This window comes from Komagataeibacter intermedius TF2, from assembly GCF_000964425.1.
Taxonomy (GTDB): Bacteria; Pseudomonadota; Alphaproteobacteria; order Acetobacterales; family Acetobacteraceae; genus Komagataeibacter; species Komagataeibacter intermedius.
In genome coordinates this window covers 1-26683 of record NZ_BANF01000033.1, presented here as the reverse complement: position 1 = coordinate 26683, position 26683 = coordinate 1, and the positions used below count along the sequence as shown (strand labels likewise).

General features: G+C 66.2%; 24 protein-coding genes and 1 other RNA gene. 22 read left to right on the top strand and 3 right to left on the bottom strand.

All coding sequences use genetic code 11. The features are described 5' to 3' along the window. Window positions 1–16: 16 nt before the first annotated feature. The 3 genes from rpmA to proB all read left to right on the top strand — a co-directional run bounded on the left by rpmA (window position 17) and on the right by proB (window position 2625). Window positions 17–286, top strand: coding sequence for a 50S ribosomal protein L27 (rpmA, locus tag B7449_RS06570; protein WP_010513031.1), 270 nt, complete (start codon window positions 17–19; stop codon window positions 284–286). Between the two features lie 153 nt (window positions 287–439). Beyond that, window positions 440–1477, top strand: a complete 1038-nt coding sequence (gene obgE / locus B7449_RS06565; RefSeq protein WP_039733404.1) for a GTPase ObgE — start codon at window positions 440–442, stop codon at window positions 1475–1477. Further along, on the top strand, window positions 1474–2625 hold the full coding sequence (gene proB, locus B7449_RS06560) for a glutamate 5-kinase (RefSeq protein ID WP_039733405.1): 1152 nt from the start codon (window positions 1474–1476) through the stop codon (window positions 2623–2625). The genes obgE and proB overlap by 4 nt, the downstream gene beginning before the upstream one ends. Window positions 2626–2772: 147 nt before the next feature. On the opposite strand, the gene B7449_RS06555 is transcribed toward proB, so the two are convergent. Further along, window positions 2773–3528, bottom strand: a complete 756-nt coding sequence (locus tag B7449_RS06555) for a hypothetical protein (RefSeq protein WP_039733406.1) — start codon at window positions 3526–3528, stop codon at window positions 2773–2775. Window positions 3529–3594: 66 nt separating this feature from the next. Continuing rightward, the gene (locus tag B7449_RS06550) at window positions 3595–3870 is read right to left on the bottom strand and encodes a DUF2312 domain-containing protein (RefSeq protein WP_010513026.1); all 276 of its coding nucleotides are present in this window, start codon (window positions 3868–3870) and stop codon (window positions 3595–3597) included. Between the two features lie 255 nt (window positions 3871–4125). On the opposite strand from B7449_RS06550, the gene zwf reads away from it, so the two are divergent. Further along, on the top strand, window positions 4126–5607 hold the full coding sequence (zwf, locus tag B7449_RS06545) for a glucose-6-phosphate dehydrogenase (protein WP_039733408.1): 1482 nt from the start codon (window positions 4126–4128) through the stop codon (window positions 5605–5607). A gap of 7 nt (window positions 5608–5614) precedes the next feature. Next, a complete protein-coding gene (locus B7449_RS06540) occupies window positions 5615–6070 on the top strand; it encodes a hypothetical protein (protein WP_039733409.1) in 456 nt (151 codons plus the stop codon). On the opposite strand, the gene B7449_RS06535 is transcribed toward B7449_RS06540, so the two are convergent. Continuing rightward, window positions 5988–7025: an alpha/beta hydrolase gene (locus tag B7449_RS06535; RefSeq protein ID WP_039733410.1), complete on the bottom strand. Its 1038-nt coding sequence runs from the start codon at window positions 7023–7025 to the stop codon at window positions 5988–5990. The genes B7449_RS06540 and B7449_RS06535 overlap by 83 nt on opposite strands. Window positions 7026–7129: 104 nt before the next feature. Here B7449_RS06535 and rnpB point away from each other — a divergent pair. The 17 genes from rnpB to ftsZ form a co-directional block, all read left to right on the top strand. Next, an RNA gene (rnpB, locus tag B7449_RS06530) (RNase P RNA component class A) lies at window positions 7130–7539 on the top strand. A 330-nt stretch (window positions 7540–7869) separates the two neighbouring features. Then, the gene (mraZ, locus tag B7449_RS06525) at window positions 7870–8346 is read left to right on the top strand and encodes a division/cell wall cluster transcriptional repressor MraZ (RefSeq protein WP_039733411.1); all 477 of its coding nucleotides are present in this window, start codon (window positions 7870–7872) and stop codon (window positions 8344–8346) included. Beyond that, window positions 8343–9344, top strand: coding sequence for a 16S rRNA (cytosine(1402)-N(4))-methyltransferase RsmH (gene rsmH / locus B7449_RS06520; RefSeq protein ID WP_039733412.1), 1002 nt, complete (start codon window positions 8343–8345; stop codon window positions 9342–9344). The genes mraZ and rsmH overlap by 4 nt, the downstream gene beginning before the upstream one ends. Further along, window positions 9341–10138 (top strand): cell division protein FtsL, encoded by a 798-nt coding sequence (ftsL, locus tag B7449_RS06515; protein WP_039733413.1) that lies wholly within the window; start codon window positions 9341–9343, stop codon window positions 10136–10138. The genes rsmH and ftsL overlap by 4 nt, the downstream gene beginning before the upstream one ends. A 47-nt stretch (window positions 10139–10185) precedes the next feature. Then, window positions 10186–12195: a peptidoglycan D,D-transpeptidase FtsI family protein gene (locus B7449_RS06510; RefSeq protein ID WP_039733414.1), complete on the top strand. Its 2010-nt coding sequence runs from the start codon at window positions 10186–10188 to the stop codon at window positions 12193–12195. A 5-nt stretch (window positions 12196–12200) separates the two neighbouring features. Beyond that, window positions 12201–13670: a UDP-N-acetylmuramoyl-L-alanyl-D-glutamate--2,6-diaminopimelate ligase gene (locus B7449_RS06505; RefSeq protein ID WP_039733415.1), complete on the top strand. Its 1470-nt coding sequence runs from the start codon at window positions 12201–12203 to the stop codon at window positions 13668–13670. Continuing rightward, window positions 13667–15058, top strand: coding sequence for a UDP-N-acetylmuramoyl-tripeptide--D-alanyl-D-alanine ligase (locus tag B7449_RS06500; RefSeq protein ID WP_039733416.1), 1392 nt, complete (start codon window positions 13667–13669; stop codon window positions 15056–15058). Before B7449_RS06505 ends, B7449_RS06500 begins: the two co-directional genes overlap by 4 nt. After that, a complete protein-coding gene (gene mraY, locus B7449_RS06495) occupies window positions 15058–16149 on the top strand; it encodes a phospho-N-acetylmuramoyl-pentapeptide-transferase (protein WP_039733417.1) in 1092 nt (363 codons plus the stop codon). Before B7449_RS06500 ends, mraY begins: the two co-directional genes overlap by 1 nt. Further along, window positions 16146–17546 carry a UDP-N-acetylmuramoyl-L-alanine--D-glutamate ligase gene (gene murD, locus B7449_RS06490; protein ID WP_039733418.1) on the top strand — a complete coding sequence of 467 codons (1401 nt, stop codon included), beginning with the start codon at window positions 16146–16148 and terminating at the stop codon, window positions 17544–17546. Before mraY ends, murD begins: the two co-directional genes overlap by 4 nt. After that, complete coding sequence (locus B7449_RS06485; RefSeq protein WP_039733419.1) at window positions 17543–18709, top strand: FtsW/RodA/SpoVE family cell cycle protein; 1167 nt, start codon at window positions 17543–17545, stop codon at window positions 18707–18709. Before murD ends, B7449_RS06485 begins: the two co-directional genes overlap by 4 nt. Then, on the top strand, window positions 18706–19821 hold the full coding sequence (locus B7449_RS06480) for a UDP-N-acetylglucosamine--N-acetylmuramyl-(pentapeptide) pyrophosphoryl-undecaprenol N-acetylglucosamine transferase (protein WP_039733420.1): 1116 nt from the start codon (window positions 18706–18708) through the stop codon (window positions 19819–19821). The genes B7449_RS06485 and B7449_RS06480 overlap by 4 nt, the downstream gene beginning before the upstream one ends. 32 nt (window positions 19822–19853) lie before the next feature. After that, window positions 19854–21302, top strand: a complete 1449-nt coding sequence (gene murC, locus B7449_RS06475) for a UDP-N-acetylmuramate--L-alanine ligase (RefSeq protein WP_039733421.1) — start codon at window positions 19854–19856, stop codon at window positions 21300–21302. Then, window positions 21299–22267 carry a UDP-N-acetylmuramate dehydrogenase gene (gene murB, locus B7449_RS06470; protein WP_039733422.1) on the top strand — a complete coding sequence of 323 codons (969 nt, stop codon included), beginning with the start codon at window positions 21299–21301 and terminating at the stop codon, window positions 22265–22267. The genes murC and murB overlap by 4 nt, the downstream gene beginning before the upstream one ends. Continuing rightward, the gene (locus B7449_RS06465) at window positions 22264–23205 is read left to right on the top strand and encodes a D-alanine--D-alanine ligase (RefSeq protein WP_039733423.1); all 942 of its coding nucleotides are present in this window, start codon (window positions 22264–22266) and stop codon (window positions 23203–23205) included. Before murB ends, B7449_RS06465 begins: the two co-directional genes overlap by 4 nt. Next, window positions 23202–24137, top strand: coding sequence for a cell division protein FtsQ/DivIB (locus tag B7449_RS06460; RefSeq protein ID WP_039733424.1), 936 nt, complete (start codon window positions 23202–23204; stop codon window positions 24135–24137). Before B7449_RS06465 ends, B7449_RS06460 begins: the two co-directional genes overlap by 4 nt. Continuing rightward, window positions 24134–25537, top strand: coding sequence for a cell division protein FtsA (gene ftsA, locus B7449_RS06455; RefSeq protein ID WP_235721303.1), 1404 nt, complete (start codon window positions 24134–24136; stop codon window positions 25535–25537). Before B7449_RS06460 ends, ftsA begins: the two co-directional genes overlap by 4 nt. Window positions 25538–25614: 77 nt before the next feature. Further along, the coding region (ftsZ, locus tag B7449_RS06450) for a cell division protein FtsZ (protein WP_048883509.1) at window positions 25615–26683 on the top strand (1069 nt) is incomplete at its 3' end.

The following is a 26683-nucleotide window of genomic DNA, read 5'->3' as shown; positions in this document are numbered from 1 at the left end:
TTAAGGAGTTCAGGCAATGGCACAAAAAAAGGCAGGCGGTTCATCCCGTAACGGGCGCGATAGCGCCGGACGTCGCCTTGGCGTCAAGAAGTTTGGTGGCGAAAGCGTCATCGCAGGCAACATCATCGTCCGTCAGCGCGGCACGAAGATGAAGGCAGGCGTGAACGTTGGCGTCGGCCGCGACCACACCCTGTTTTCGCTGGTGGACGGACATGTGAAGTTCGAACGCCGCGCAGAAGGCCGGGTGCATGTTTCCGTGCAGTCGCTGCCGCTGGCAGCGGAATAAGGTTCACGCCTTAATCACTGCGGGAATACCCGAATTGAAAGGGGCGGTCATTCTGGCCGCCCCTTTTTCGTATGATGCCGGATTGCATTTTCTGGTATCATGCTCGCACACAGGGCGCGCGCATGACAGGCCGCCCCGACCGGATTGCAGGCAATGAAGTTTCTTGACCAGGCCAAAATATATGTAAAATCCGGCGACGGCGGGGACGGTGTCGTCGCCTTCCGCCGGGAAAAATATATTGAATTTGGCGGTCCGGACGGGGGCAATGGCGGCCGGGGCGGGGATATCATATTCGAAGCGGTCGATAACCTGAACACCCTGATCGATTTCCGCTATACCCAGCATTTCCGCGCGCGCAAGGGCGGCAATGGCGCGGGGTCCGACCGTACGGGTGCGGCGGCGGAAACGGTTGTCATCAAGGTGCCGATCGGCACCCAGATATTCGATGAAGACCGCGAAACCATGCTGGGCGACCTGGATGTCGCGGGCAAGCGCCTGCTGCTGTGCCGTGGTGGCGATGGCGGGCGCGGCAATGCGCATTACAAGACCAGCACCAACCGCGCGCCCCGCCGCGCGGACAAGGGATGGCCGGGCGAGGAACGCTGGGTCTGGCTGCGCCTGAAGCTGATTGCCGATGTCGGGCTGGTTGGCCTGCCCAATGCAGGCAAGTCCACGTTCCTGTCCACCGTATCGGCCGCGCGGCCCAAGATCGCGGATTACCCGTTCACCACGCTGCACCCGCAGCTGGGTGTCGTGCGCCTGTCGGTTACGGAAGAATTCGTGATTGCCGACATTCCCGGCCTGATCGAGGGCGCGCATGAAGGCAGCGGGCTGGGCGACCGTTTCCTTGGCCATGTCGAACGCTGCGCGGTGCTGCTGCACCTGATCGACGGCACGGCGGAAGACGTGGTTGAGTCGTGGCGCACCATCCGCCATGAACTGTCGGAATATGGCGGCGGACTGGCCGACAAACCCGAAATCATCGTGCTGAACAAGATCGACGCCCTGATGCCGGAAGAAATCGAGGAACGCCGGACCGCGCTGGAACAGGCCTGCGGGCATGATGTCATGTGCATGTCATCGGTCGCGCATCTCAATGTCGACACCGTGCTGCGCCGGTTGCAGGATTTCGTAACCCGCGACCGCGCGGAAAAGGCCGAACAGGAAAAGGGGGAGATCCCCGCGACATGACGGATACTGCCCTGCCCCAGCTGCGTACGGCGCGGCGCGTTGTCGTCAAGATCGGCAGCGCCCTGATTGTCGATCCTGCCCAGGCTGCCCCCCGGCAGCCATGGCTGGACAGCGTGGCCCAGGATATTGCGGCCCTGCGCGCGCAGGGCACGGAAGTGGTCGTCGTCTCCTCCGGGGCCATTGCGCTGGCCCGCCACCAGCTTGGGCTGACGCGCCCCGTGCTGCGGCTGGAGGAAAAGCAGGCCGCGGCCTCGGTCGGGCAGATCCGGCTGGCGCAGGCATGGACCGATGCCCTGTCGCGCTTCGACATTACGGCGGCCCAGCTTCTGCTGACCCCTGATGATACCGAAAACCGCAACCGCTACCTTAATGCGCGCGCCTCGCTGAACACGTTGCTGGCGCTGGGCTGCGTGCCCATCATCAACGAAAACGACGCCATCGCCACAACCGAAATCCGCTTTGGCGACAATGACCGCCTTGCCGCGCGCGTGGCGGAAATGATCAATGCCGACCAGCTTGTCCTGCTGTCGGATATTGACGGGCTGTACACTGCCGACCCGCGAAACAACCCCGATGCACGGCACCTGCCGGTCGTGGCCGAACTGACCGACAGTATCGAGGCCATGGGCGGCGCGCCGCCGCCGGGCTATTCATCGGGCGGGATGCGGACCAAGCTCATGGCCGCGCGGATCGCAGCGCAGTCGGGCTGCGCCATGGCCATTACACAGGGCCAGCCCCTGCACCCGCTCGCCCGCCTGCGCGATGGCGGGCGCTGCACATGGTTCCTGCCCGCGTCCGACGCCCGTTCGGCCCGCAAGAGCTGGATCGCGGGCAGCCTGACGCCCGCAGGACAGGCCGTGATTGATGATGGCGCGGTCCGGGCGCTGGCCATGGGGTCATCCCTGCTGCCTGCGGGCGTGACCGATGTGACGGGGGATTTTGACCGGGGCGACCTAATCGCGGTCATCGACCGGCAGGGCAACCGGATCGCCTGCGGCCTTGCCGCCTATGCCGCCGATGACGCCCGGCGGATCGCAGGACACCAGTCGGATGAGATCGAAGGCCTGCTGGGCTGGCAGGGCGCGGATGAACTGATCCACCGCGACGACCTTGTGCTGCTGGCGCGTGTGGAACCCGTTACACCCTGATCGCCTGCCCGGAAAACTTCGGGCAGGCATAAGACAGGTTCTGAAGACGCCTTTTTCACAAAGCTGCGGGAAACATCGCTTTCCTGAAAAAAACGATACCCGGCCCCGGAAACGTCTTTCCATCAACCGGTTATCTCAAGCAGCCCCTTATTCAGGACGCGGCGGCCAGCGCAGGGTCGGCTCCGCGCGCGCACCGCGTTCGGGCGGCCAGACCGATGCCCGCACCGGACGCGCGCCACGGCTGGCGGCATCATCGCGCGGTGGGGACGTGCGGCTCCATTCAGACAGGGACGGCGTATCGCGGCTGTCGCGCCGGTCATCATCCCCTGCCCCTTCGGGCGCGCGGGGGACGTAGGCCCGCTGCGCCTTGCGCGCGGATGACAGTACATCCCATTCATCGGCAATGTCATGCTGCCGCGGAGGCGCGCGCAGCGGTTCCGGCGCGCGGACGGGTTCCGCAGGCCGGATCGGTTCGGGACGTGGCTGCGGGCGCACCGGGGGCGCGGGGCGGATGGGCTGCGCGGGCTGGGCGCGGGCCGCGCGACGTTCATAGGCGGGAATATCGGTTTCATCCCCCATGCCGTCATAATCCGTGGTGGCGGGCCGCGTGGGCCCGGGTTCCCATACGGGGGCGGATGATGGCGCGGCCGGGGGCACGATGTCAGGCAGGATGTCACCCGCCGCGACGGATGCCGGGGCGGCGGGCGCGTGCTGCCCCATCGCCAGGACACGCAGTTCGGCCTGAAGGTCATCAAGCTGTATGGCCAGGTTATCCAGCCGTCCCTTCACGCCAAATACCGCGAAAGGCACCAGCAGCCATACCAGCGTGAACAGGATACCACCCACCAGCAGCACGGCCTGCGCCCACGCGGGCATCCATTCGGGAAAAAGGGACGACAGCATGTATCGCACCACCTGAACTGAAGTTATCCGGCAACGCGGACGGAACCCGCCCGCGCCACCAGACCATTACATGCCCAGCGCACGGCGATAGATGTCGAGCAGGGTTTCCTGTTCTTCCACCTCTGCCGGTTCCTGCTTGCGCAGGCGGATGATCTGGCGAATGACCTTAACATCAAAACCGGCGGACTTCGCTTCGGTAAAAATATCCTTGATATCGCCGGCAAGGGCCTTGCGTTCTTCTTCCAGGCGCTCAACGCGTTCGATAATGCTGCGCAGGCGGTCGGCTGCGATACCGCCGACGGCGGCAGACTTGTCGTCCGCCTCGAAATTGTCAGCATTCATGGCAGGTGTCTCCAGATATCGTGATTGTGCCGTTCCGCGCCCGTCGGCACACATGAAGGGAATGTCACTAGGCGACGGGGTGGAACGGCGGGATTATCGCGCTGCCGCCCGATGGTCAATGCCAACTTGACAGCCCGGAGAGCAGGGCCGTAATCGAAGCGGCACGCCAGTATGCCGCATTTGCGTCATGCCCCATATACCGCGCATGCCCGGCAGGCATGCCTGGCACCATATACAGGCAGGAGGCCGACTTCCATGGCACATCTTCCCCCCGTTGACACCTTTGACTACATCGTTTTCGGCGGGACGGGTGACCTGACCATGCGCAAGCTGCTGCCTGCGCTGTATCACCGATACCGTGATGGGCAGATCCCGGATGATTCGCGCATTATCGGCACCGCGCGCTCCCCCCTGTCCCGCGCGGATTACCAGCAGCGCGCGCATGCGGCCCTGAACGAACATGTCCAGCCCGACGCGCTGGATGACGCCACGGTGCAGCGTTTCCTGAACATGGTGCATTATGTCAGCCTGAACGGCGCGGAAGCCGAAAGCGACTGGCCCGCGCTGAAGGACCTGCTGAGCGCGGCGCCGCCCACCCGCATCCGGGTCTATTACCTGGCCACGTCGCCCGCGCTGTATGGGCAGATCTGTGAAAACCTGGATACGCAGGGGCTGATCACTGAACAGTCGCGCGTGGTGCTGGAAAAACCCATCGGCACCGACCTTGCCAGCGCGGAAGCGATCAATGACAGCGTGGGGCGGCACTTCCACGAAAACCAGATTTTCCGCATCGACCACTACCTTGGCAAGGAAACGGTCCAGAACCTGATCGCGCTGCGCTTCGCCAACCCGGTGTTCGAACGCCTGTGGTCATGCGATGCGATCGAATACGTGCAGATCACCGCGGCTGAAACCGTGGGCGTGGAAGGGCGTGGTGCGTATTACGACCGTTCCGGCGCGCTGCGCGACATGATCCAGAACCACCTGCTGCAGGTGCTGTGCCTTGTGGCGATGGACCCGCCGGTTTCGCTGGAAGCCGACAGCGTGCGCAATGAGAAGCTGAAGGTGCTGCATGCGCTCCGGCCCATCCCGGCTGATGACGTGGCGATCTATACCTCGCGCGGGCAGTACATGCGCGGCACCATTGGCGACAGGACGGTCAGCAGCTACCTGGAGGATCTGGGCGAAGGGGTGACAAGCGAGACGGAAACCTTTGTCGCGCTGAAGGCCGAAATCCTGACATGGCGGTGGGGCAACGTGCCGTTCTACCTGCGTTCGGGCAAGCGCATGGCGGAAAAGTCCAGCGAGATCGTGATCCAGTTCAAGTCCGCGCCGTGGTCGATCTTCGCCAACCGGCCCGAACCCAACCGGCTGATCATCCGCATCCAGCCCGATGAAGGGGTGATGCTGTCGGTTTCCACCAAGGACCCCACGCCCACCGACAGCCTTGCGCTGCGCCAGGCCGACATCAACATCGAATTCGAAAAAGCCTTCAACATCCGCTATCCCGACGCCTACGAACGCCTGCTGCTGGATGTGGTGCGCGGAGATCCGATCCTGTTCATCCGCCGTGACGAAGTGGCCGCCGCGTGGCGCTGGATCGACCCGATCCTGCAGGGATGGAAGGACAACAAGGCCCCGCTGGAACCTTACGCCGCAGGAACATGGGGGCCGGAAGGCGCACGCAACCTGCTGTCGCAGTCAGGGCACCTGTGGCACGAGGACATGAAGAAATAATCCGCGCATGACCAAAGCCCCCGCACCAACACCGCCGCGCCTGACCCGCAGGCGCGGCCCCGTCACCCTGAAACAGCGGATCGTGCGCCGGGTGCTCATGATCGTACCCATGGCGGCCCTTGTCTTTCTGGTCGGCCGCATGGGCTGGCTGGATCAGGCGGCCGACAGGCTGACCTTTTCGCGCACAAGCTGGTTTGACAACACCGCGCTGGTCGAACATTTCCGCACCATCGTCACCCATAACGGCATGACGTCGGATTCCAAGGACTGCCTGCTGTTTGTGGTCAACGGCAATGACCCGCCGGACGCCACGCGCATCGACGTCATGGAAAAACATTCCGGCAAATGCCCCGGCGACCGCAGCACCCTGCCACGCCTGTTTACGCTGCAGATCGATCGGGTTGACCAGCAGGCGCAGACGGACTGGCAGTCACCGGGGGTCTTCCACCCGCTGCCGCGCTGACCACGCCCCCGCCGCGCAGGGCCTGCTTCAGGGCATGAGCACCATAGCGTATGGCTTCGCGCCCGGCGGGCAGGAAGGAATAGAAGTTCAGGAACCCGTGCACCGTACCCCGCCATGTGCGGGTCTGCGCCACGCATCCGGCCTGCTGCATGGCGGCGGCGTAGCCGGTGCCCTCGTCATGCAGGGGGTCGCACTGCGCCAGCCCGATCACCGCGGGCGCCAGCCCCGCCAGCGACCGGGCGCATATGGGCGCAAGCCGCGGGTCGCGCAGGTCGGCGGGCGTGCGGATATACTGTTCGGCATACCATTCCATAAGCTTGGTCGACAGCATGTAGCCGCTGGCATAGGTCTGGCGCGACGGCACGCCGCGTTCGCCATACAGTGACGGATAATACAGCAGCTGCATGGCCAGTTCCGGCCCGCCCCGGTCACGCGCCATCTGCGCCAGCACCGCCGCCAGCGTGCCGCCCGCGCTGTCGCCCGCCACCGCGATCGGCCCACCCCAGCGATGCGCCTCCCCCGCCAGCCACTGCAACGCGGCCCAGCAGTCATCCACCGCAACGGGAAAACGGTTTTCAGGCGCAAGGCCGTAGGCAATGGACAGCACAGCCGCCCCCGACTGCCGCGCCAGCCTGCAACAGATGCCGTGGTGCGAATTCAGCCCGCAATGCACATACCCGCCCCCATGCATGAACAGCACCACGCCATGCACCCGGCCATAGGGCACATACAGCCGCGCGGACAGCAGGCCATGGCTGCCGGGCACGCGGCATTCGATCACGCGCCGCACCTGCAGCGATGACAGCGCCATGGGAAAACATGGGCGGTCCAGCTTGCGGCGCATGTCCTCCAGCGTGTGGGGGACTTCGGCACGGCGGGCGGCGCGCAGCTTCATGCCCCCCAGCAGCAGGCGGGTCAGCAGGCCGGGACGGGACACGGCGGCGGAATCTGGCATGGACGCATCTCCGGCAGGGAAACGGAATTCAAAAAGGGCATGGCCACCCCTTCCGTATCATTTATCGCTTGACGCAGGGGGCATGCACCGCCAGTTTCCGCATGCCAGACGGTCGGACGGTCGCTGTCGCGTGGTCATGCCGCGTGATGGAGGAAAGTCCGGGCTCCACGGAAAAACGGTGCCGGCTAACGGCCGGCGGGGGCGACCCCAGGGACAGTGCCACAGAAAACAGACCGCCCCCACGGCGGTGCCCGCAGCAATGCAGGCAGCGTTGGGGGCAAGGGTGAAACGGTGCGGCAAGAGCGCACCGCATCCATGGTAACATGGATGGCAGGGCAAACCCCACCGGGAGCAAGACCGAATAGGAACGACGGATGGGCCGCAAGGCGCCATCAGGGGTTTCCGCCCCGTCGTTCGGGTTGGTCGCGCAAGGTGTGCCGCAAGGTTCATCGCAGAGGAATGACCGTCCCGCCCCATGGGCGGACAGAACCCGGCTTACAGACCGTCTGGCATTTTTTCCTGTTTCTGGCGTGAATCGGGGGGCGCGGGGCGCTCTACCCAGAGTTGTTTACAAGTATTAATACCAAAGAACAAAACATAAACATATCACATTGCTGCCATATTGCGTGCCCTTTGCCCGCTTTACCTGCATCCCAACCCGCCAGTGCTGGAATAACTGCAGTTTTCAGCCATCTTTCCTACATCTTTAATTGACCACCCATAAAATCCCATGTTATCCCATGATCACACCGGACAGAGGGCGGTCAGCCAGATCCTGGCGGCATCGCCCGCGGGCGTTCCATCCGGTTCCTGAAATTCATGCCAAGGGAGGGCATCGCGCAGCGTGAGTGTATTCCTGGGCACACACCAGAACCGGCTGGATGCAAAAGGACGGGTTTCCATTCCCTCCGCATTCCGCACGGCGCTGCGTGCCAGGGCCAAATCGGGCGAGCCACTGGCCATACTGCGCCCGTCCCATCTGCACCCCTGCCTTGAGGCATGGCCCGCCGATGCATTTGCCGCACTGACCCGCCCGCTGGATGAGATGGATATTTTTTCCGAAGACCACGACGACCTCGCCACCGCGCTGTATGCCGATGCCTATCCATTCGAAGCAGACAAGGAAGGTCGCATCCTGCTGCCCGAAACGCTGCGCACATATGCGGGCCTGACGGATCAGGTCACCTTCATGGGGCTGGGCCGCACCTTCCAGATCTGGGATCCGCAGGCGGCACTTGCACGCCGCACCACCGCGCGCGAACGCGCCCGCCGCCTGACCTCGGGCCGGGGCGCCGCCGGCGGCACGGGCACGCCGCAATGAACGGCCCCTTCCCCCCGCACGACCCCGGGCATGTGCCCGTCATGCTGGCCGAGGTCATGGAATACCTCGCCCCGCATGATGGCGGACGTTACGTGGACGGCACATTCGGCGGCGGCGGCTATGCGCGCGCCATCCTTGCCGCGCGCGACTGCCAGCTCTGGGGCATAGACCGCGATCCCGCCGCCATTGCGCGCGGCGCAGCACTTGCCCCCGCCTTCCCCGATGCGCGGGGCGGGTCGCGGCTGCACCTGCTTCATGGCGGATTTGCCGACATGGCGGACCTGCTGGCGGGCGACGGCGTCACGACGGTGGACGGCATCGTGCTGGACCTTGGCGTATCGTCCTACCAGATCGATGAGGCCGAGCGTGGCTTCTCCTTCCGCATGGATGGTCCGCTGGACATGCGCATGAATGACACGGGGCCGACAGCGGCCGACGTGGTCAACACCCTGCCTGAAAACGAGCTGGCCGACATCATCTACCATTATGGCGAGGAACGGCTGTCGCGCCGCGTGGCCCGCGCCATCGTGGCCGCCCGGGCCGAAGCCCCGCTGCTGCGCACGTCGCAACTGGCCGATGTGGTGCGTTCGGTCGTGCGTCCCGACCGCTCGGGCATCGACCCCGCCACCCGCACGTTCCAGGGCCTGCGCATTCACGTCAATGACGAACTGGGCCAGATCACCCGCGTGCTGGAACAGGCCCCGCGCCTGCTTGCCCCCGGCGGCCGGCTGGTGGTCGTGTCGTTCCATTCGCTGGAGGACAGGCTGGTCAAGCAGGCCATGTCGCGGGCTGCGGGCCGCATGCCCGCCCCCTCGCGCCATGACCCGCGCGCCATGACCGCGCGTGCCGCGCCTGCAGATTTCAGGCTGCTGACCGGACGCCCCATCCGGCCGGGAGACGACGAAACCCGCCGTAATCCACGTGCACGCAGCGCAAGACTGCGCGCGATGGAATGCATTGCCCCCTCATCCATTCCAGCATCGGAACCTGCCGAATGAGTCGGTTTGTCACGTTTTTCTGCGCCGTGGTGGCGGCGATATCGGGCCTGTTCCTGTATAACAAGAAGCAGCAGACCACCGCGCTTGATCACCAGATCGCCCAGATCGTGGAACAGACCGAACACGTGCGTTCACAGACGGCCATGCTGCGTGCCGAATGGGCCATGCTGAACCAGCCCGACCGGCTGGGCACGCTGGCCAGCCGGTATGACAGGGGGCTGCAGCCGGTCACCCCCACGCAGTTCGTGCAGATGTCCGCACTGGCGTCCCACATGCCTGCCCCCGGCAGCCCGATGCATCGCCCCGCCCCGGCCCCGCGCGCCACCATGGTCGCAACGCTTGCAGCGGATCATGTCGCGGTCCCGGCGCCCCATGACGTGACGCCGCACGTGGCCCCGCCCCTGCCCGCATCCCCGCCCACGCCGCATGTCGATCACGTGGCGGCCGCGCCCCGTCGCAGCGAACCCGCCCCCACAGCACAGCATGACGCGCTGGCCCGCGCCCTGGCGCAGAACGATGTCCGGACCCCCGTGGCCCATGCCCCGGTGGTGGAGCACGTTCACGCACCCGAACGCCCGGTGGCCGTGGCGGCAGCGGAACCCACGCATGTTGCCGCCATGCATGACAGCATCGTCTCCCCCACCCGCATGGGGGCCGGCAGCTATCATGCGCACAGCCAGAACATAGCCGAGGCAGCCTGGCGCCCCGTGGCGGCCCCCGTGCATATGGGCGGCAGTTCCCTTGGCACGCCCCATGTCAGCACCCTGCCGCCGCCGGTGCCTGTCAGCAACTGACTGACCCCTGTCCCACCACCCCGTCGGCCCACCGGCCCGGAACGCGCATGACCGACCCGAACCATGACCAGCCAGCCAGACGCGCGCAGGAGACCATCCCTGTTGGTGGCAGCCTGCGTACGCTTATGGCGCAGGACCGGATGCATGCGCGCCTTGTGGTCGTGGCGGGGGTGTTCTGTATCCTGTTTTCGGCCATTGGCCTGAAGCTGACGCTGGCGACGATCATCCGCCCCATGCCGCCACAGCAGCAGCAGATCGCGCCACAGGTTCCCCCCATCCCCAAAAGCGACCCCAAGGGCATGATCGCGGGGGATATCGCACTGCCGCAGGTGCACCGCGCATCGATTGTCGACCGTAGCGGGCAGGTACTTGCCATGTCGCTGCCGGTGGCGCAGGTCTATGCCAACCCACAGGAAATGATCGACGCCACCGATGCGGCCCACAAGCTGAAAGGCGCCCTGCCCACCCTGAACGAGGAAGAAACGAAACGCCGCCTGTCGCTGAACAAGCAGTTCGTCTATCTGGCGCGTGACATTTCCCCGGCGCAGGAACTGGCGATCAACAACCTGGGCATTCCGGGCATCTATTTCGAACCGGGCGAGCGTCGCCGCTATCCCATGGGCCGCGTGGCCGCCCAGATCCTGGGTGGCGTGGACATTGACGACCACGGTGTAGCGGGCATCGAACGGTTTTTCGACAAACGGCTGGACAGCGATCGTGCGCCACTGCGCCTGTCGGTGGATGTGCGCGTGCAGAACGTGGTGCATGACGAACTGCAGTCCGCCATGGACACGTTCCAGGCCATCGGGGCATGCGCCATAGTGATGGACGTGCACACCGGCGAAATCATAACCATGGTCAGCCTGCCCGATTACGACGCCAATGACTTTGGCCGCGCATCGCCTGATTCCCGCTTCAACCGTGCCGTAACCGGCATGTACGAACCCGGATCGACCTTCAAGCTGCAGACCGTGGCCATGGCCCTGCAGGAAGGGGTCGCGCACATATGGGACAGCTTTTCCAGTACGCCCATCAAGATCGGCCGCTTCACCATATCGGACATGAAGAACGACCATTTCGCGCCGTGGCTGTCCCTGCCCGAAGTCATGGCCTATTCCTCCAACCCGGCGGCGGCGCACATCGCGCTGGATGCGGGGGCCGCGCGCCAGCAGGACTGGCTGCGCAACATGGGCTTCTTTTCCCGCGTGCCGGTCGAACTGCCCGAAGCGGGGCGGCCCATCGTGCCCTCCGTCCATAACTGGGGCGTATCAACCACCATGACGGTGGCGTTTGGCCATGGCGTGGCCGAACCGCCGCTTTCCATCGTCCGGGGCACGGCGGCAACCGCCAATGGGGGCTTCCTGCTCAAGCCCACGCTGGTTGCGGCCGAGGCCAGCCATGACGGGACGACACCCGACGCGCCGGATGCGACGCCCGGCATGCCCGCTGATGCCGAACGCCTGATTTCGGCGGCCAATTCGGACATCCTGCGCAGGATCCTGCGGCTGGACGTGGCGAAAGGCACGGGGCAGAAAGCGGAATCTCCCGGTTATTACGTGGGCGGCAAGACGGGAACGGCGGAAAAGATCGGTCCGCATGGCGGCTATCTCAAACACGTCAACGTTTCCGCCTTTACCGGCATTTTCCCCATGAACGCGCCGCGTTACGCGATCTATGTCATGCTGGACAGCCCCAAGCCCACGGCGCAGACCCATGGCTGGACCACGGCGGGCTGGAACGCGGCCCCCACGGCGTCGCACATGATTACCCGCATCGCCCCGATGCTGGGCCTGTTTCCCGACACGCAGCATGCGGCGACGATCGAGGCCTCGCTGGCCATTCCCATGAAGCCTGCCGTGCCGCGCGGCTATCGCGCGCTGGGGCCGGGCTATGATCCGGGCACAGCCCACCTGCATGAACATGAACGCGAGACGGCGGGCCGCCATGCGCATCCCCCCCGTGGCGCCGCCGATACGGCACAGGTTCCCTCCCGTAACCTGCATGCCCGCAACGATGTGGACAGCCTGCCCGCCCCGCGTGCGCACAACAGGGGATGAGAGCAATGCGCCTGCCTGAAGTCCTGCGCCGCGCCGGCGTGGAGACACCCCTGTCCGCCGTGCCGGATCACCTGTCCATCACCGGCATCACCGCCGACAGCCGCGCCGTCCGTCCCGGCATGATCTTCGCCGCGCTGCATGGGACGCACATGGATGGCCGGTCCTATATCCCGCAGGCCGTGGCCGGCGGGGCCGTGGCCGTGCTGCTGGACATGTCGCCGCATGACGTGCCTGCGGGCATCGTGGCGATACGGGTGCCGGACGCGCGGCGCACGCTGGCGCAGGTCGCACGCGTGCTGACGCCGCATGTCCCTGAATGTATCGCGGCGGTCACCGGCACGAACGGCAAGACCAGTACCGTGGAGTTCCTGCGCCAGATCTGGACGCTGCGGGGGGATGCTGCGGGCACCATTGGCACGTTGGGGGCCGTCGCCCCCTGCGTCCTGCCCGATTGCGGGCCGGTGCTGACCACGCCGGACAGCGTGGGACTTATGCGCCTGCTGGGCGCAATGGCGGAAAATGGCGTAGGCCACGTGGCGATCGAGGCATCATCCCACGGACTGGAACAGCGCAGGCTGGATGGACTGACGCCCTATGCCGCGGGCTTCAGCAACCTGACACGGGACCATCTGGATTACCACGGCACGACCGAACACTACCGCGCGGCGAAACTGCGGCTGTTTGACACCATCCTGCCCGAAGGCGGCATTGCCGCCATCAACGCGGACATGGACGTGGCCACCTGTGCTGCGATTACCGACATCGCCCGACGCCGCGACCTTGTCCTGCGCAGCACCGGCGAACAGGGCGCCACCCTGCGCCTGCTGGAGGCACGCCCCACCCCCACGGGACAGGTCCTGCGCATCGCCACCGCCGCCATGGAACACGAGGTCACGGTGCCGCTGGTGGGGCGTTTCCAGGTGGATAACATGCTGCTGGCCGCGGCCATGGCGGACAGGGACGTGGACGGGCCGGACCGGTCCGTGCCCCTGCTGGCACGGCTGCGCGGCGTGCGGGGACGGATGGAACAGGTTGCGGTCCTGTCCAGCGGGGCTGCAGCATATGTCGATTACGCCCATACGCCTGATGCGCTGGAACGCCTGCTACGTTCCCTGCGCCCGCACACCCGTGGCCGCCTGGTGGTGGTCATGGGGGCGGGCGGCGACCGCGACCGGGGCAAGCGGCCCGTCATGGGGGAAACCGCCACCCGCCTGGCGGACCGGGTGATCGTGACCGACGACAATCCCCGCACGGAACAGCCCGCCGCCATTCGCGCCGCAATCATGGCGGCCGCACCCGGCGCAACCGAAATCGGGGACCGGCGGCAGGCCATCGCCGCCGGGCTGGACATGCTGGATGCAGGCGACGTGCTGGTGGTCGCGGGCAAGGGACATGAACAGGGACAGATCGTGGGCCGCGATGTCCTGCCATTTGATGATGCCACGGTCATCCGCGGCCTGATGGGGAATGAATGACACTGCTATGGAACCGCGCGGACCTGCTGGCCGCGACATCGGGACATTTTCCCCCGGCATCGCATGCGGACATTGCCGGGACCGGCGTCTCGATCGATACGCGCACGCTGAAGCCCGGTGACGTGTTCATTGCGCTGAAGGGCGAAAACAGCAACGGGCATGCCCATGTCGCGGCGGCGCTGGATGCCGGGGCGGCGGCGGTCGTGGCGCATGAGCCGTGTGGCGATGACCCGCGCATCATGCATGTGGACGATACGCTGGTGGCCATGCAGGACATGGCGCGTTTCGCGCGCGCGCGCTTTGGGGGGCGCATGGTGGCGGTGACCGGCAGCGTGGGCAAGACATCGGTCAAGGACATGCTGCGCCATGCGCTGGCGGCGTGCGGTCCCACGCATTATGCCGTGGCGTCGTACAACAACCACTGGGGCGTGCCGCTGACGCTGGCGCGCCTGCCCGCCACGGCTGCGTACTGCGTATGTGAAATCGGGATGAACCACCCCGGCGAGATCGCACCACTGGCCGCCATGGTGCGGCCTGATGTTACGGTCGTGACCACGGTCGCGTCCTCGCACCTCGGGCTTATGGGCAGCATCGACGCCATTGCGCGTGAAAAGGCGGAAATCCTGCTGGCGCTGCCCCGTGGCGGGACCGGCATCGTGCCCCATGACGTGACCGGCGCCGCATATTTCCGCGACAATGCCGCTGCCGCAGGCGCCACGCTGTGGTGGGCGGGGACGACGGCGGACTGCACCGTGCAGGCAACGGACGTGACATCCGACGCACAGGGCAGCGGGTTCGACCTGCGCCTGCCCGGCTGGCAGGGACATGCACGGGTGAACGCGCCGGGACGCCACATGGCCGGGAACGCGATGCTGGCGCTGGCGGCGGCCCGCGCGCTGGGCGCGGACATGGGGCATGCGGTCGCGGGACTGGCCGCCTTCCACCCCGGCGCGGGACGCGGGGCGATGGCAAAGGTGATGCATGACAAGGTCACCCTGCTGGATGAAAGCTACAATGCATCACCCGCATCCGTACAGGCGGCCCTAGACCTGCTGGGGCTGGTTGCCACGGGGCGGCGTATCGCTGTCCTGGGTGACATGCTTGAACTGGGCGCGTTTGCACGGCATGAGCATGTCTCCCTTCTCCCTGCCGTCCGCGCGAACGCGGATATTGTCTTCTGTTGCGGCCCGAATATGAAAACACTCTTTGACACCCTGCCTTCTTCCCTACAGGGAGGGTGGACGCCTGATTCCCGCCAGCTTGCGCCGCTGGTGCATGCCGCCCTGCGCGCGGGCGACACCGTTATGGTCAAGGGCAGCCTTGGCAGCCGGATGCGCCACGTCGTTTCCGCCATCGCGGCGGATGACGCGCGGGTGGGGCAGGCCTGATGCTGTATGACCTGTTCCAGCAGCATGCGGGGGCGCATACCTCCATGCTCAACCTGTTCCGCTACATCACCTTCCGCTCCGGGGCTGCGTGCCTGACCGCGCTGGTGATCAGCCTGTGCCTTGGCAACCCGCTGATCGCGCAGCTGCGCCGTATCCAGCGCGGGGGCCAGCCCATCCGCAAGCTTGGCCCCGAACGCCACCTGATTGAAAAGGTGGGCACCCCTACCATGGGCGGCGTGCTGATCCTGATCTCGCTGTTCGGGTCCACACTGCTGTGGGCGGACCTGACCAACGGTTTTGTCTGGGCCGTCATGCTGGTCACGCTGGCATTCGGCGCGGTGGGCTTTGCCGATGATTACCTGAAGCTGTCGCGCCGCAATACCGATGGCGTGTCCAAGCGCATGCGGCTGGGGTGCGAGTTCGGCGCCTCCCTGATTGGCGGGATCTGGCTGGAACACATGATGCCGCCGGAGCTTGCCAATCACCTTGCCTTCCCGTTCGTCAAGGATCTGCTGCTGCCGCTGGGCTATGCCTTCCCGATCTTCGCCATGATCACCATCACGGGCTTTGGCAACGCCGTGAACTTTACCGACGGGCTGGACGGGCTGGCCATCGTGCCGGTCATTATCGCGGCCCTTGTGTTCGCGCTGATTTCCTACCTTGTGGGCAACCACGTCTTTGCCGACTACCTGCAGCTGCATGCCGTGCCGGGCACGGGGGAGCTGGGGGTCTTCTGTTCAGCACTTGTGGGCGCGGGGCTTGGGTTCCTGTGGTTCAACGCGCCGCCTGCCGCCGTATTCATGGGGGATACAGGGTCGCTGGCGCTGGGTGGCGCGCTGGGGGCGGTCGCCGTCGCGGTCAAGCATGAACTGGTGCTGTGCATCGTGGGTGGGCTGTTTGTGGTGGAGACGTTTTCCGTCATCATCCAGGTGTTCTGGTACAAACGCACCGGGCGGCGCGTGTTCCTGATGGCGCCGCTGCACCATCATTTTGAAAAGAAGGGCTGGGCGGAATCCAAGATCGTCATCCGCTTCTGGATCGTGTCCATCGTGCTGGGGCTGTGTGGTCTGGCCACGCTGAAACTGCGGTGAGCACGGCGTTTCCCCCCACCCTGCTGGCGGCCCATCATTATGGCGTGGCCGGTCTGGGCCGCAATGGCGCCGCCGCCGTCACCGCCCTGCTGGCGATGGGGGCCAGCGTGCATGCATGGGACGACCGGGCGGATGCGCGCGCGGCCCTTGCGCCGCACGACCGGCTGACGGTCGCACCATTCAGGAACATGCTGGGGCTGGCGGGGCTGGTCCTGTCGCCGGGCATTCCGCACAACCTGCCCAGCCCCCACCCGCTGGCGCGCATGGCGGTGGAAGCCGGGGTGCCGATCCTGTCGGATGCGGAACTGCTGTTCCGCGCCGTGCGCGCGGCAGGCAGCCGCGCGCGGTTCGCAGGCATTACCGGCACCAATGGCAAATCGACCACCACGGTGCTGCTGGCCCACATGCTGGCCGGATGCGGCATGCCGGTTGCAGCCGGCGGCAACCTTGGGCCTGCGGCCCTTTCCCTGCCGCTGCTGCCTGATGACGGTGTGTACGTGCTGGAAATGTCGTCCTACATGCTGGAACGGCTGGACCAGATGCATTTCAATGTCGCCTGCCTGCTCAACCTGACGCCGGACCATCTGGACCGTCATGGCGACATGGCGGGGTATATCGCCGCCAAGCTGCATGTATTCGACCACCAGCACGCGGGCGACCTGGCGGTGCTGGGCGACAAGCTGCCCGATTACGATACGATCCGCAGGCGGCTTGCGCCAACGCGCAGCACCATCGCCTGCGTCAGTGGCGCGGACATGCCGCAATGCGACCTGTACTGCACGCCGGGCGCGCTGTGTGACCATGCGGGCGTCATTGCCGACCTGCATGCGGTCCATGACCTGCCGGGCACCCATAACCGCGAGAACGCGGCCGCCGCGACCGCCATGGCGCTGCATCTGGGCATGCCACGCGCGGCGGTGGAACCCGCCCTTGCGTCCTTCAGCGCGCTGGACCACCGGCAGAAGACCGCAGGTAGCGTTGGTGGCATCCGCTTCATCAACGACAGCAAGGCCACCAATGCGGACGCGACCGCGCGCGCGCTGGCGTGCCATGACCGGATGGTATGGATCGCAGGCGGCATGGCCAAGGCGGGCGGGATCGAGGAACTGGCCCCCCTGTTCAGCCGCGTGGCCGTAGCACTGCTGATCGGGCGCGACGCGCCGGTTCTGGCGGCGACACTGGCCCGCCACGACGTTCCCCACCGCATTGTCGATACCCTTGAACGCGCCGTGCCGCAGGCGCTGGACAGCGCGCGCGAACTGGGGGCCGATGTCGTAATGCTGTCGCCCGCCTGCGCCAGTTTCGACCAGTTCAGCGGGTTCGAGGCGCGTGGGGACCATTTTGCGGAACTGGTGCGCGGGCTGGCCACCGGCAGGGATGGAACCACACCCGCATGAGCGGCATGTCGCGCATAAACACGTCGCAGCCGGCACGGTGGTGGCGCAGCATCGACCGGGTCACGCTGATCTGCGTGGGGATCCTGATCGGGTTCGGCTATATCCTGATGCTGGCCGCCAGCCCCGCCGTGGCCGTGCGCATCGGTGCATCGCGCGACATGTTCATTTTCAAGCAGGTGTGCTTCCTGCTGCTGGCGGCGGTCATTGTCATCGCCACGTCGATGATGTCGCTGCGCGCGGTCAGGCTGACGGGGTGGATCGGGTTCGCGCTGGCGCTGGCGGCGACATTCATGACGCTGGTGCACGGGATCGAGATCAAGGGCGCGCGGCGGTGGATCGCGCTGCCGATGATGTCGGTGCAGCCGTCGGAATTCCTCAAGCCGTTCTTTGCGGTGGTCACGGCGTGGCTGCTGACCGAACGCCGGACGCGACGGTATTTTCCCGGCATGCTGGTGGCGATCGGGCTGTTCGCGCTGGTGCTGCTTTTGCTGAAATCGCAGCCCGATATCGGAATGCTCAGCGTCATCACCACGGTTTTCCTGACCCAGCTGTTCATTGACGGGCTGAGCCTGTTCCTGGTCGGGGCGGGGGTGGCGGCCATGGTCGCGGCGTTTGTGGGCGCGTACATGGTGTTCCCGCACGTGCGCTCACGCGTTGAACGGTTCCTGCACCCCGCCGTGGGGGACCATTACCAGATCGATACCGCGCTGCGGGCCTTTGGCAATGGCGGCCTGCTGGGCCGTGGCCCCGGCGAGGGCCGGGTGAAGGACCTGCTGCCCGATGCGCATGCCGACTTCGTCTTCGCCGTGGCGGGGGAGGAATTCGGCATGCTGGTGTGCCTGTTCATCATCGGGGTGTTCGCCACCATCGTCATCCGCACGCTGCTCAAGCTGCTGCATGAAAACGACCCGTTCATCACGGTGGCGACGGCGGGACTTGTGACCGGCTTTGGCCTGCAGGCCTTTGTCAACATGGGGTCCACGCTGCACCTGATCCCGACCAAGGGCATGACGCTGCCCTTCATTTCCTATGGTGGTTCCTCCGCCATGTCGGTTGCGCTTACAATCGGCCTGGTGCTGGCGCTGACCCGCAACCGGGTGGGCGAAGGCCGGTTCGGGCAGTTTGGTCCGCCCCCCTCTCCATCGCAGAAAGCATCGTCATGACCCGTCACTGCATTGCTGTCGCGGCCGGAGGCACCGGCGGCCATTTTTTCCCAGCCGAGGCGCTGGCCTGTGAACTGGTGCGCCGGGGGCATGACATCATCCTCATGACCGATCGGCGCGCAGGCATGCGCGAGACCGGGGTCTTTGCCGGGCGGCAGCAGTTTGTCCTGCCCGGCGCGGGGATCGCGGGGCGCGGCATCATCCGCGCGGCGCGCGCGGCCGTGGCGCTGGGACGCGGGGTGATGCAGGCACGGGGCATCCTGTCGCGCATCCGGCCTTCGGCCATCATCGGGTTCGGGGGGTATCCGTCCGTGCCGCCGCTGCTGGGCGGCAGCCTGCTGCCACAGGGCCGGCGGCCGCTGCTGTTCATTCACGAAGGCAATGCCGTACTGGGCAAGGCCAATGGCTTCCTTGCCCCGCGCATGAATGGCATCGCGACATCGTTTCCCGTCGTGGCGGGCGTGCCCGAGGGGATTCCCGCCACGCTGACAGGCATGCCGGTGCGGCCCGATATCGCGGCCCTGGCGGGGGAAGGCTATGTCCCCTCCAACGGTGTGATCAACCTGCTGGTATGGGGGGGGTCGCTGGGCGCGCGCGTATTCAGCGACGTGGTTCCCCCCGCCCTTGCCGCCCTTGCCCCGGCCCTGCGCGCGCGGGTGCAGGTGACGCAGCAGGCACGCGCGGAAGACGTGGAACGTGTGCGCGCCGCCTATCGCGCGGCGGGCATTCCGGCAACGGTCGCCCCGTTCCTTGACAACGTGCCCGACCGCCTGCGCGCGGCCCATCTGGTCATTGGCCGGGCGGGCGGATCATCGGTTGCGGAACTGACGGTCGCGGGCCGCCCGTCGCTGCTGGTGCCCCTGCCCATCGCCGCGCGTGACGAACAGGGGGCGAATGCGCAGGCGCTGTGCGATGCGCATGCGGCATGGATGATCCGCCAGCCCGATTTCACCGCCCCTGCCCTGACGCAGCGCCTGAGGGAACTGCTGGCCGACCGTGACCTGCTGGCCCGCACGGCGCAGGCGGCAGCCGCCCTTGGCCGCCCCGACGCCGCCGCCCGTCTGGCGGACATGATAGAAGCCCGCTTGCCTGACCTGCCCCGCACAGCTTAAGTCCGCCTGCGCGAACACGGAGACCTGATTACATGAGAGCCCTGCCCCTTTCCATTGGCACCATCCACTTCGTCGGCATTGGCGGAATTGGCATGTCCGGCATTGCCGAAGTGCTGCACATGCTTGGCTATGCGGTGCAGGGTTCCGACATTGCCGAAAGCGCCAATGTCGCGCGCCTGCGCGCCGCCGGCATTCCCGTGACCATTGGCCATGACGCCGCCAACCTGGGCAATGCGCAGGTCGTGGTGACATCCACCGCCGTCAAGCGCGACAATCCCGAAGTGGTGGCCGCGCGCGCGCGCCTGATCCCGGTGGTGCGGCGGGCGGAAATGCTGGCCGAACTCATGCGCCTGCGGTGGTCGGTGGCGGTGGGCGGCACGCATGGCAAGACCACCACCACCAGCCTTGTCGCCGCCGTGCTGGAAGCGGCGAAGCTGGACCCCACGGTCATCAATGGCGGCATTATCGAAGCCTACGGCACCAACACCCGCATGGGGTCGGGCGACTGGATGGTGGTCGAGGCCGATGAAAGCGACGGGTCCTTCCTGCGCCTGCCCTCCGTCATTACGGTCGTGACCAACATGGACCCCGAGCACCTGGACCACTGGGGCACGGAAGAGGCCATGCAGGCGGCGTATGACCAGTTCGTCTCCAACATCCCGTTCTACGGCTTTGCGGTGCTGTGCATCGACCATCCCGCCGTGCAGCAGATGATCCCGCGCCTGTCGGACCACCGGATCATCACCTACGGCTTTTCCCCGCAGGCGGACGTACGCGCGGAAAAGGTGATTACCGACAAGCTGGGGGCGACGTTCGAGGTCGTGATCACCAACCGCAACCGCAACCGTTCGCGCCGGGCCGGGCCGTTCCGCCTGCCCATGCTGGGCCACCACAACGTGCAGAACGCGCTGGCGGCCATTGCGGTCGGCACGGAGATGGAAATAGACGACGCCACCATCCGCTCCGCCTTCGCCGCCTTCCGGGGGGTCAAGCGCCGCTTCACCCGCACGGGGGAAACCGGCGGCATCACCATCATCGACGATTACGGCCACCACCCCGTGGAAATCGCCGCCGTGCTGAAGGCCGCGCGGCAGGCGGGCGCGGGCAACGTGATCGCGGTCATGCAGCCACACCGGTATTCGCGGCTGAAAACCCTGTTCAACGAATTCTGCACCTGCATGAACGACGCGGGCACCGTCATCATCGCCGATGTCTATGCCGCGGGCGAACAGCCGATCGAAGACATCGACCGGGATGCGCTGGTCGAGGGCCTGCGCGAACGCGGGCACCGCTCCGTCGTGCCGCTGCCGGGTCCGGAACACCTTGCGGAAATGATCAACGCCATCGCCCGGCCCGGTGATTTCGTGGTCTGCCTGGGTGCGGGCAGCATCACCAACTGGGCGCAGGCGCTGCCCGCGCAGCTTGCGGACCTGCAGGGCATTGCCCATGCCCCGGCCCAGAAGGCGGATGCCCATTCATGACCACCGCCCCCGCCACCCTGCCGCAATGGGCACAGGTTCTGGACACGGATGATTTTCGCCCGCGTGGCCGCCTGACGCCGCAGGCCGCCCTTGGCCCGCGCACGTGGTTCCGCGTGGGAGGGGCGGCGGAACTGCTGTTCCAGCCCGCCAGCGCCGAGGACCTGGCGCAGGTCATGAAGCACCTGCCGCTGGAGGTTCCCGTCCTGCCGCTGGGCGCGTGTTCCAACGTGATCGTGCGCGATGGCGGGATCGACGGAATGGTGATCCGCCTTGCGCGCGGATTTTCCACCATCACGCGCGATGGTGACGGGCTTGTTGCAGGCGCGGCCTGTCTGGACATGACGGTTGCCGAACACGCGGCGGAAGCGGGCCTGTCGGGTCTGGAATTCCTTGCGGGCATTCCCGGTTCGATCGGCGGGGCCGTGGCCATGAACGCGGGCGCGTACGGGTCAGACATGTCGGCGGTGCTGGACTGGGTGGAAGTGGTGACGCGTGATGGCAGGCTTCTGCGCCTGCCTGCAGCCTCGCTGGACTTCGGCTATCGCCACGCCACCCTGCCCCCGCAGTCGGTCGTGGTGCGGGTGCGGCTGAACGCGATGGTGGCGCCGCCCGCCATCATCCGCCAGCGAATCGATGAAATCCGCACGGCGCGGGAGGCCGCGCAGCCTGTACGCGCCCGGACCGGCGGGTCCACCTTCCGCAATCCCGACCCCGACGAATCACAGCGCAAGGCCTGGGAACTGATTGATGCGGCTGGCTGTCGCGGCCTGACGGTGGGCGGTGCGCAGATCAGTGAAAAACACTGCAATTTCATGCTGAACACCGGCAATGCCACCGCAGCCGACCTGGAGCAACTGGGCGATACCGTGCGCCAGCGCGTGCATGATCACACGGCGGTCACATTGCGCTGGGAAATCAAACGCATCGGTCGCCCCGCCACGCACAGCATGGGAGAAAGCGCATGACGGCCCGCCGTGTTTCCGTCCTGATGGGTGGCATGTCCGCCGAACGCGAGGTCAGCCTTGCCAGCGGGCGCAACGTGGCCGACGCCCTGCGCGGGCTTGGACATGACGTGCGCTGCATTGACGCGGGCCCGGACCTGCTGGCCATTGTAAGCGACCTGCGCGACCACCGCCCGGACGTGGTGTTCAACGCCATGCATGGCAGGTTTGGCGAGGACGGGTCGATCCAGGGCGTGCTGGACTGGATGGGCATCGCCTACACCCATTCCGGCGTGCGGGCGTCAGCCACCGCCATGGACAAGGACGCGGCGCGCACCGTGTTCATGGCGGCAGGGCTGCCTGTCGCCACCGGACTGGTCCTGACACCAGCGCAGCTTGAACCGGCGGACCCGATCCCCGCCCCATACGTGGTCAAGCCGCTGAACGAGGGATCATCGGTCGGCGTGGACATCATCCACCCCGGCAGCAACCGCCGCGCAACGCTGGCGCGGGGATGGACGTTCGGCACGCACATGCTGGTGGAAGAATACATTCCGGGCAGGGAACTGACCGTAGGCGTGCTGGAAGACCGCGCCCTGACGGTGACCGACATCACCCCCACGGGCAGCGGCCCCAGCTTTTACGACTATCAGGCCAAATACGCTGCTGGCGGATCGTGCCACGAACTGCCCGCGCGCATCCATCCCGCAGCCTTTGAACAGGCGCGCGAACTGGCGCTGGCCGCCCACCGGGCGCTGGGCTGCAGGGGGGCCAGCCGCACGGACTTCCGCTATGACGACACGGCGGGGGCGGACCTGCCCGGCCGCCTTGTCATTCTGGAAACCAATACCCAGCCGGGCATGACGCCAACCTCCCTGCTGCCGGAACAGGCGGCGGCCTGCGGCATGGATTATGCCGCGCTGTGCCAGTGGATGATCGACCACGCGACCTGCCGTACATGAGGCGACCGACCGACAGCAGCGACCGCCCTTCCCGGCTTTCGATCTTCCTGCGCCGCCAGAAACGCCTGCTGCGTCCGTTGCTGCTGGTGCTGGTGCTGCTCGGGCTTGGGGTGGGCTGCGTCACGGCGTTCCGGCATTTCGGGTCCGACCCGCGTTTCGCGCCGCTGCGCGGGCGGATCATCAACATGCTGCCGCTGCGCATTACCGAAATTGACGTGACGGGCTGCGTGCTGACCAGCGAACCCTCGCTGCAGCAGGCGCTGGGCGTGCGCACGGGGGACTTCATCCTCGGCTTTTCCGTGGCGGCCGCGCGCGAACGCATCGACGCGCTGCCATTTGTCGATCATTCGGTGGTGGAACGCCACCTGCCCGGCACCATCATCATCCACCTGTTTGAACGCCGTCCCTTTGCCGTATGGCAGAACCACGGGCATTTCATGCTGATCGACCGCGAAGGCAACCAGGTGCGCGACCAGGGCATGACCGGCAAGGACGCCGAAGCCTTTATGCAGCTGCCGCTGGTTGTCGGCCCCGACGCCAACACCGCCGCCGCCGCCCTGATTGATGAACTGTCGGCCCAGCCGGAAGTACGCAGCCATGTCGTGGCCGCATCCCGCGTGGGCCAGCGGCGGTGGAACCTGACGCTGCGCAACGGCACGACCGTGCTGCTGCCCGAAGGGCAGGAAGTCGCTGCGCTGAAGCGTCTTGCACAATTGCAGGAAAACATAAAAATACTGGACCGGCCGGTGATCGCCATCGACATGCGCCTGCCTGACCGCCTGATCGTGCGTGAAGCCCCGCCTGCCCCGAACGACAACACCGACCGGGACAGGGGCGACACGCCGCCGCAGGCCGACCCCACCGGGGATCAGGATCCTTCCGCGCCATGGCTTTCTTCCCCCCAGACCGGTCCAAGACGGAGGCGGGCATGACTTATCCAGTGCCGGGACCGGTCAGAACGACCCTTCCCGCGACAAAGACCACCACGGCGGCCGCCCCGGTCCCCGCCATCCGGGGGGCCGGAACGCCCGCACGCGCGCCCCGGCCGCGGCCTGCGCTGTCCCTTGTCCCCGAGGGCGAGCGCCTGCCGACACGCAAGCTGCGTACGGGACCGTTCAGCGTGCTGGATATCGGGTCCACCAAGATCGTATGCCTGATCGGACGGGGGGAGCCTGACAACACCATCCGCATCCTCGGCCACGGATGGCGGCGGTCGCATGGCGTGCGTTCGGGCGGGATCGTGGACCTGCGCGAGGCGGAAAGCGCGATCCGCGCCGCCGTGGCGCAGGCGGAGGACATGGCGACGGAACGCCGGGATTCGATTTTCGTCAACCTGTCCTGCGGCCACCCCGAAAGCCGTCACATCAACGCGCGCTGGTCCGTGGGCGGGCGCGAGATCACGGGCAACGATGTCAGCCGGATCATAACCGAGGGCCGCATGCGCGCGGTGTCGGAAGGGCGTTCGGCCATCCATACCCTGCCGCTGGATTACGCGGTGGACGACACGCAGGAAGTGCTGGACCCGCGCGGGCACCTGTGTGACCTGCTTTCGGCGCGGCTGCATGTGATCGACGCCAACACCACCGCGCTGCGCAACCTCGAAGCCGTGCTGTCGCGCGTGGAGCTGAAGATCGAGGGCATGGTGTCTTCACCCCTCGCCTCCGGGCTTGCGGTCATGAACGAGGACGAACGCAACCTTGGCGCAACCGTGGTGGACATGGGCGGGGGCACCACGTCAATCGGGGTGTTTGGCGAAGGCCGGCTGCTGCATACCGCCACGATTCCCGTGGGGGGGCTGCACATCACGCGTGACATCGCGCACGGGCTGTCCACCTCCATCGACAATGCCGAGCGGCTGAAAACCATGCACGGATCCGCCGAACTTCTGGCGGGCGACGATCACAATCCCATTCTTGTGCAGTTGATTGGTGACAACGACCATCATTATGTCAGAATTCCCCGCGCAAAGATTGTCTCGATCATACATCCGCGCGTGGAGGAAACCCTGGAGATGGTACGTGACAGGCTGGAAATGGCCGCCGTCGGCCCCGCGTCGGACGGGCGGGTGATCCTGACGGGTGGCGGGTCGCTGCTGGAGGGAATCGGGCCGATGGCGGCGCGTATCCTGAACCGGCAGGTGCGCCTTGGCCGCCCGCGGCGCATTGTCGGCCTGCCCGAAAACGCGGCGACGTGGCCGATGTTCTCCACATCCGCGGGCCTTCTGGCCTGGGCCGCGGGGGCGGCGGATGAAATGGGCGAACCCGACGTCCGTGACACCCGCCCCGGCAGCCTTGTCAGACGTTTCGTGGATTTCATACGTGACAGGGTATGATCTTGCGTAAAAACCCTTTATTGTACTTTTGCCATTAGTATGCCAGCACGCCTACCCCAATCCATCGGGAGCCAAGCATGACCCTCAACCTGACCATCCCGCAACAGAATCATTCCGATTTCACGCCCCGCATCACAGTGATCGGGGTTGGCGGCGGTGGTACGAATGCGGTGGACAACATGATCCATTCGCAGTTGCAGGGCGTGGAATTCGTTGTCGCCAACACCGATGCCCAGCAGCTGTCCCACAGCAGCGCCGACCGCCGCATCCAGCTTGGCCCGCACCTGACGCAGGGCCTTGGCGCGGGGGCGAAGCCCGAAATCGGCCGCGCCGCGGCGGAAGAAGCCTGTGATGAACTGTCCCGCCACCTTGATGGCGCGCACATGGTGTTCATCACCGCGGGCATGGGCGGCGGCACCGGCACGGGGGCTGCCCCCGTCATTGCGCGCATGGCGCGTGAACGCGGCATCCTGACCGTGGGCGTGGTGACCAAGCCGTTCACGTTCGAAGGACACCGCCGCGCGAAATCGGCGGAAGCGGGCATTGCCGAACTGCAGCAGTTCGTCGATACGCTGATCATCATCCCCAACCAGAACCTGTTCCGCCTGGCCAATGAGCGCACAAGCTGGAAAGACGCGTTCAAGATGGCGGACAACGTCCTGTACATGGGCGTGCGCGGCGTGACCGACCTGATGATGGCGCCGGGGCTGGTCAACCTGGACTTTGCCGATATCCGCACCATCATGGCGGAAATGGGCAAGGCGATGATGGGCACGGGTGAAGCCGAGGGCGAAAACCGCGCCGTCGCCGCAGCCGAGGACGCCATTTCCAACCCGCTGCTGGAAGATACCTCCATGTCCGGCGCGCAGGGCCTGCTGATCAACATTACCGGCGGCGAGGACCTGACCCTGTTCGAAGTGGACCAGGCGGCAAACCGCATCCGCGAAGAAGTGGCGGAAGACGCGAACATCATTTTCGGTTCGGCCATCGATACCTCGCTGAACGGCCGCATCCGCGTTTCCGTCGTGGCGACGGGCATCGACAACCCGCCCGGTGGCCACCCGAAGACGCACCAGGTTCCGCCGCAGGCCGAGGCCCCTGCCCCGCAGGCCGCCGCACCGGATGCACAGCCCGCACCGGCGGCCG

What these genes read in the sequence shown, in the direction of transcription:
- rpmA (WP_010513031.1), top strand. Translation starts at nt 17, where the DNA reads ATGGCACAAAAAAAGGCAGGCGGTTCATCCCGTAACGGGCGCGATAGC.
- obgE (WP_039733404.1), top strand. Translation starts at nt 440, where the DNA reads ATGAAGTTTCTTGACCAGGCCAAAATATATGTAAAATCCGGCGACGGC.
- proB (WP_039733405.1), top strand. Translation starts at nt 1,474, where the DNA reads ATGACGGATACTGCCCTGCCCCAGCTGCGTACGGCGCGGCGCGTTGTC.
- B7449_RS06555 (WP_039733406.1), bottom strand. Translation starts at nt 3,528, where the DNA reads ATGCTGTCGTCCCTTTTTCCCGAATGGATGCCCGCGTGGGCGCAGGCC.
- B7449_RS06550 (WP_010513026.1), bottom strand. Translation starts at nt 3,870, where the DNA reads ATGAATGCTGACAATTTCGAGGCGGACGACAAGTCTGCCGCCGTCGGC.
- zwf (WP_039733408.1), top strand. Translation starts at nt 4,126, where the DNA reads ATGGCACATCTTCCCCCCGTTGACACCTTTGACTACATCGTTTTCGGC.
- B7449_RS06540 (WP_039733409.1), top strand. Translation starts at nt 5,615, where the DNA reads ATGACCAAAGCCCCCGCACCAACACCGCCGCGCCTGACCCGCAGGCGC.
- B7449_RS06535 (WP_039733410.1), bottom strand. Translation starts at nt 7,025, where the DNA reads ATGCCAGATTCCGCCGCCGTGTCCCGTCCCGGCCTGCTGACCCGCCTG.
- rsmH (WP_039733412.1), top strand. Translation starts at nt 8,343, where the DNA reads ATGAACGGCCCCTTCCCCCCGCACGACCCCGGGCATGTGCCCGTCATG.
- ftsL (WP_039733413.1), top strand. Translation starts at nt 9,341, where the DNA reads ATGAGTCGGTTTGTCACGTTTTTCTGCGCCGTGGTGGCGGCGATATCG.
- B7449_RS06510 (WP_039733414.1), top strand. Translation starts at nt 10,186, where the DNA reads ATGACCGACCCGAACCATGACCAGCCAGCCAGACGCGCGCAGGAGACC.
- B7449_RS06505 (WP_039733415.1), top strand. Translation starts at nt 12,201, where the DNA reads ATGCGCCTGCCTGAAGTCCTGCGCCGCGCCGGCGTGGAGACACCCCTG.
- B7449_RS06500 (WP_039733416.1), top strand. Translation starts at nt 13,667, where the DNA reads ATGACACTGCTATGGAACCGCGCGGACCTGCTGGCCGCGACATCGGGA.
- mraY (WP_039733417.1), top strand. Translation starts at nt 15,058, where the DNA reads ATGCTGTATGACCTGTTCCAGCAGCATGCGGGGGCGCATACCTCCATG.
- B7449_RS06485 (WP_039733419.1), top strand. Translation starts at nt 17,543, where the DNA reads ATGAGCGGCATGTCGCGCATAAACACGTCGCAGCCGGCACGGTGGTGG.
- B7449_RS06480 (WP_039733420.1), top strand. Translation starts at nt 18,706, where the DNA reads ATGACCCGTCACTGCATTGCTGTCGCGGCCGGAGGCACCGGCGGCCAT.
- murC (WP_039733421.1), top strand. Translation starts at nt 19,854, where the DNA reads ATGAGAGCCCTGCCCCTTTCCATTGGCACCATCCACTTCGTCGGCATT.
- murB (WP_039733422.1), top strand. Translation starts at nt 21,299, where the DNA reads ATGACCACCGCCCCCGCCACCCTGCCGCAATGGGCACAGGTTCTGGAC.
- B7449_RS06465 (WP_039733423.1), top strand. Translation starts at nt 22,264, where the DNA reads ATGACGGCCCGCCGTGTTTCCGTCCTGATGGGTGGCATGTCCGCCGAA.
- B7449_RS06460 (WP_039733424.1), top strand. Translation starts at nt 23,202, where the DNA reads ATGAGGCGACCGACCGACAGCAGCGACCGCCCTTCCCGGCTTTCGATC.
- ftsA (WP_235721303.1), top strand. Translation starts at nt 24,134, where the DNA reads ATGACTTATCCAGTGCCGGGACCGGTCAGAACGACCCTTCCCGCGACA.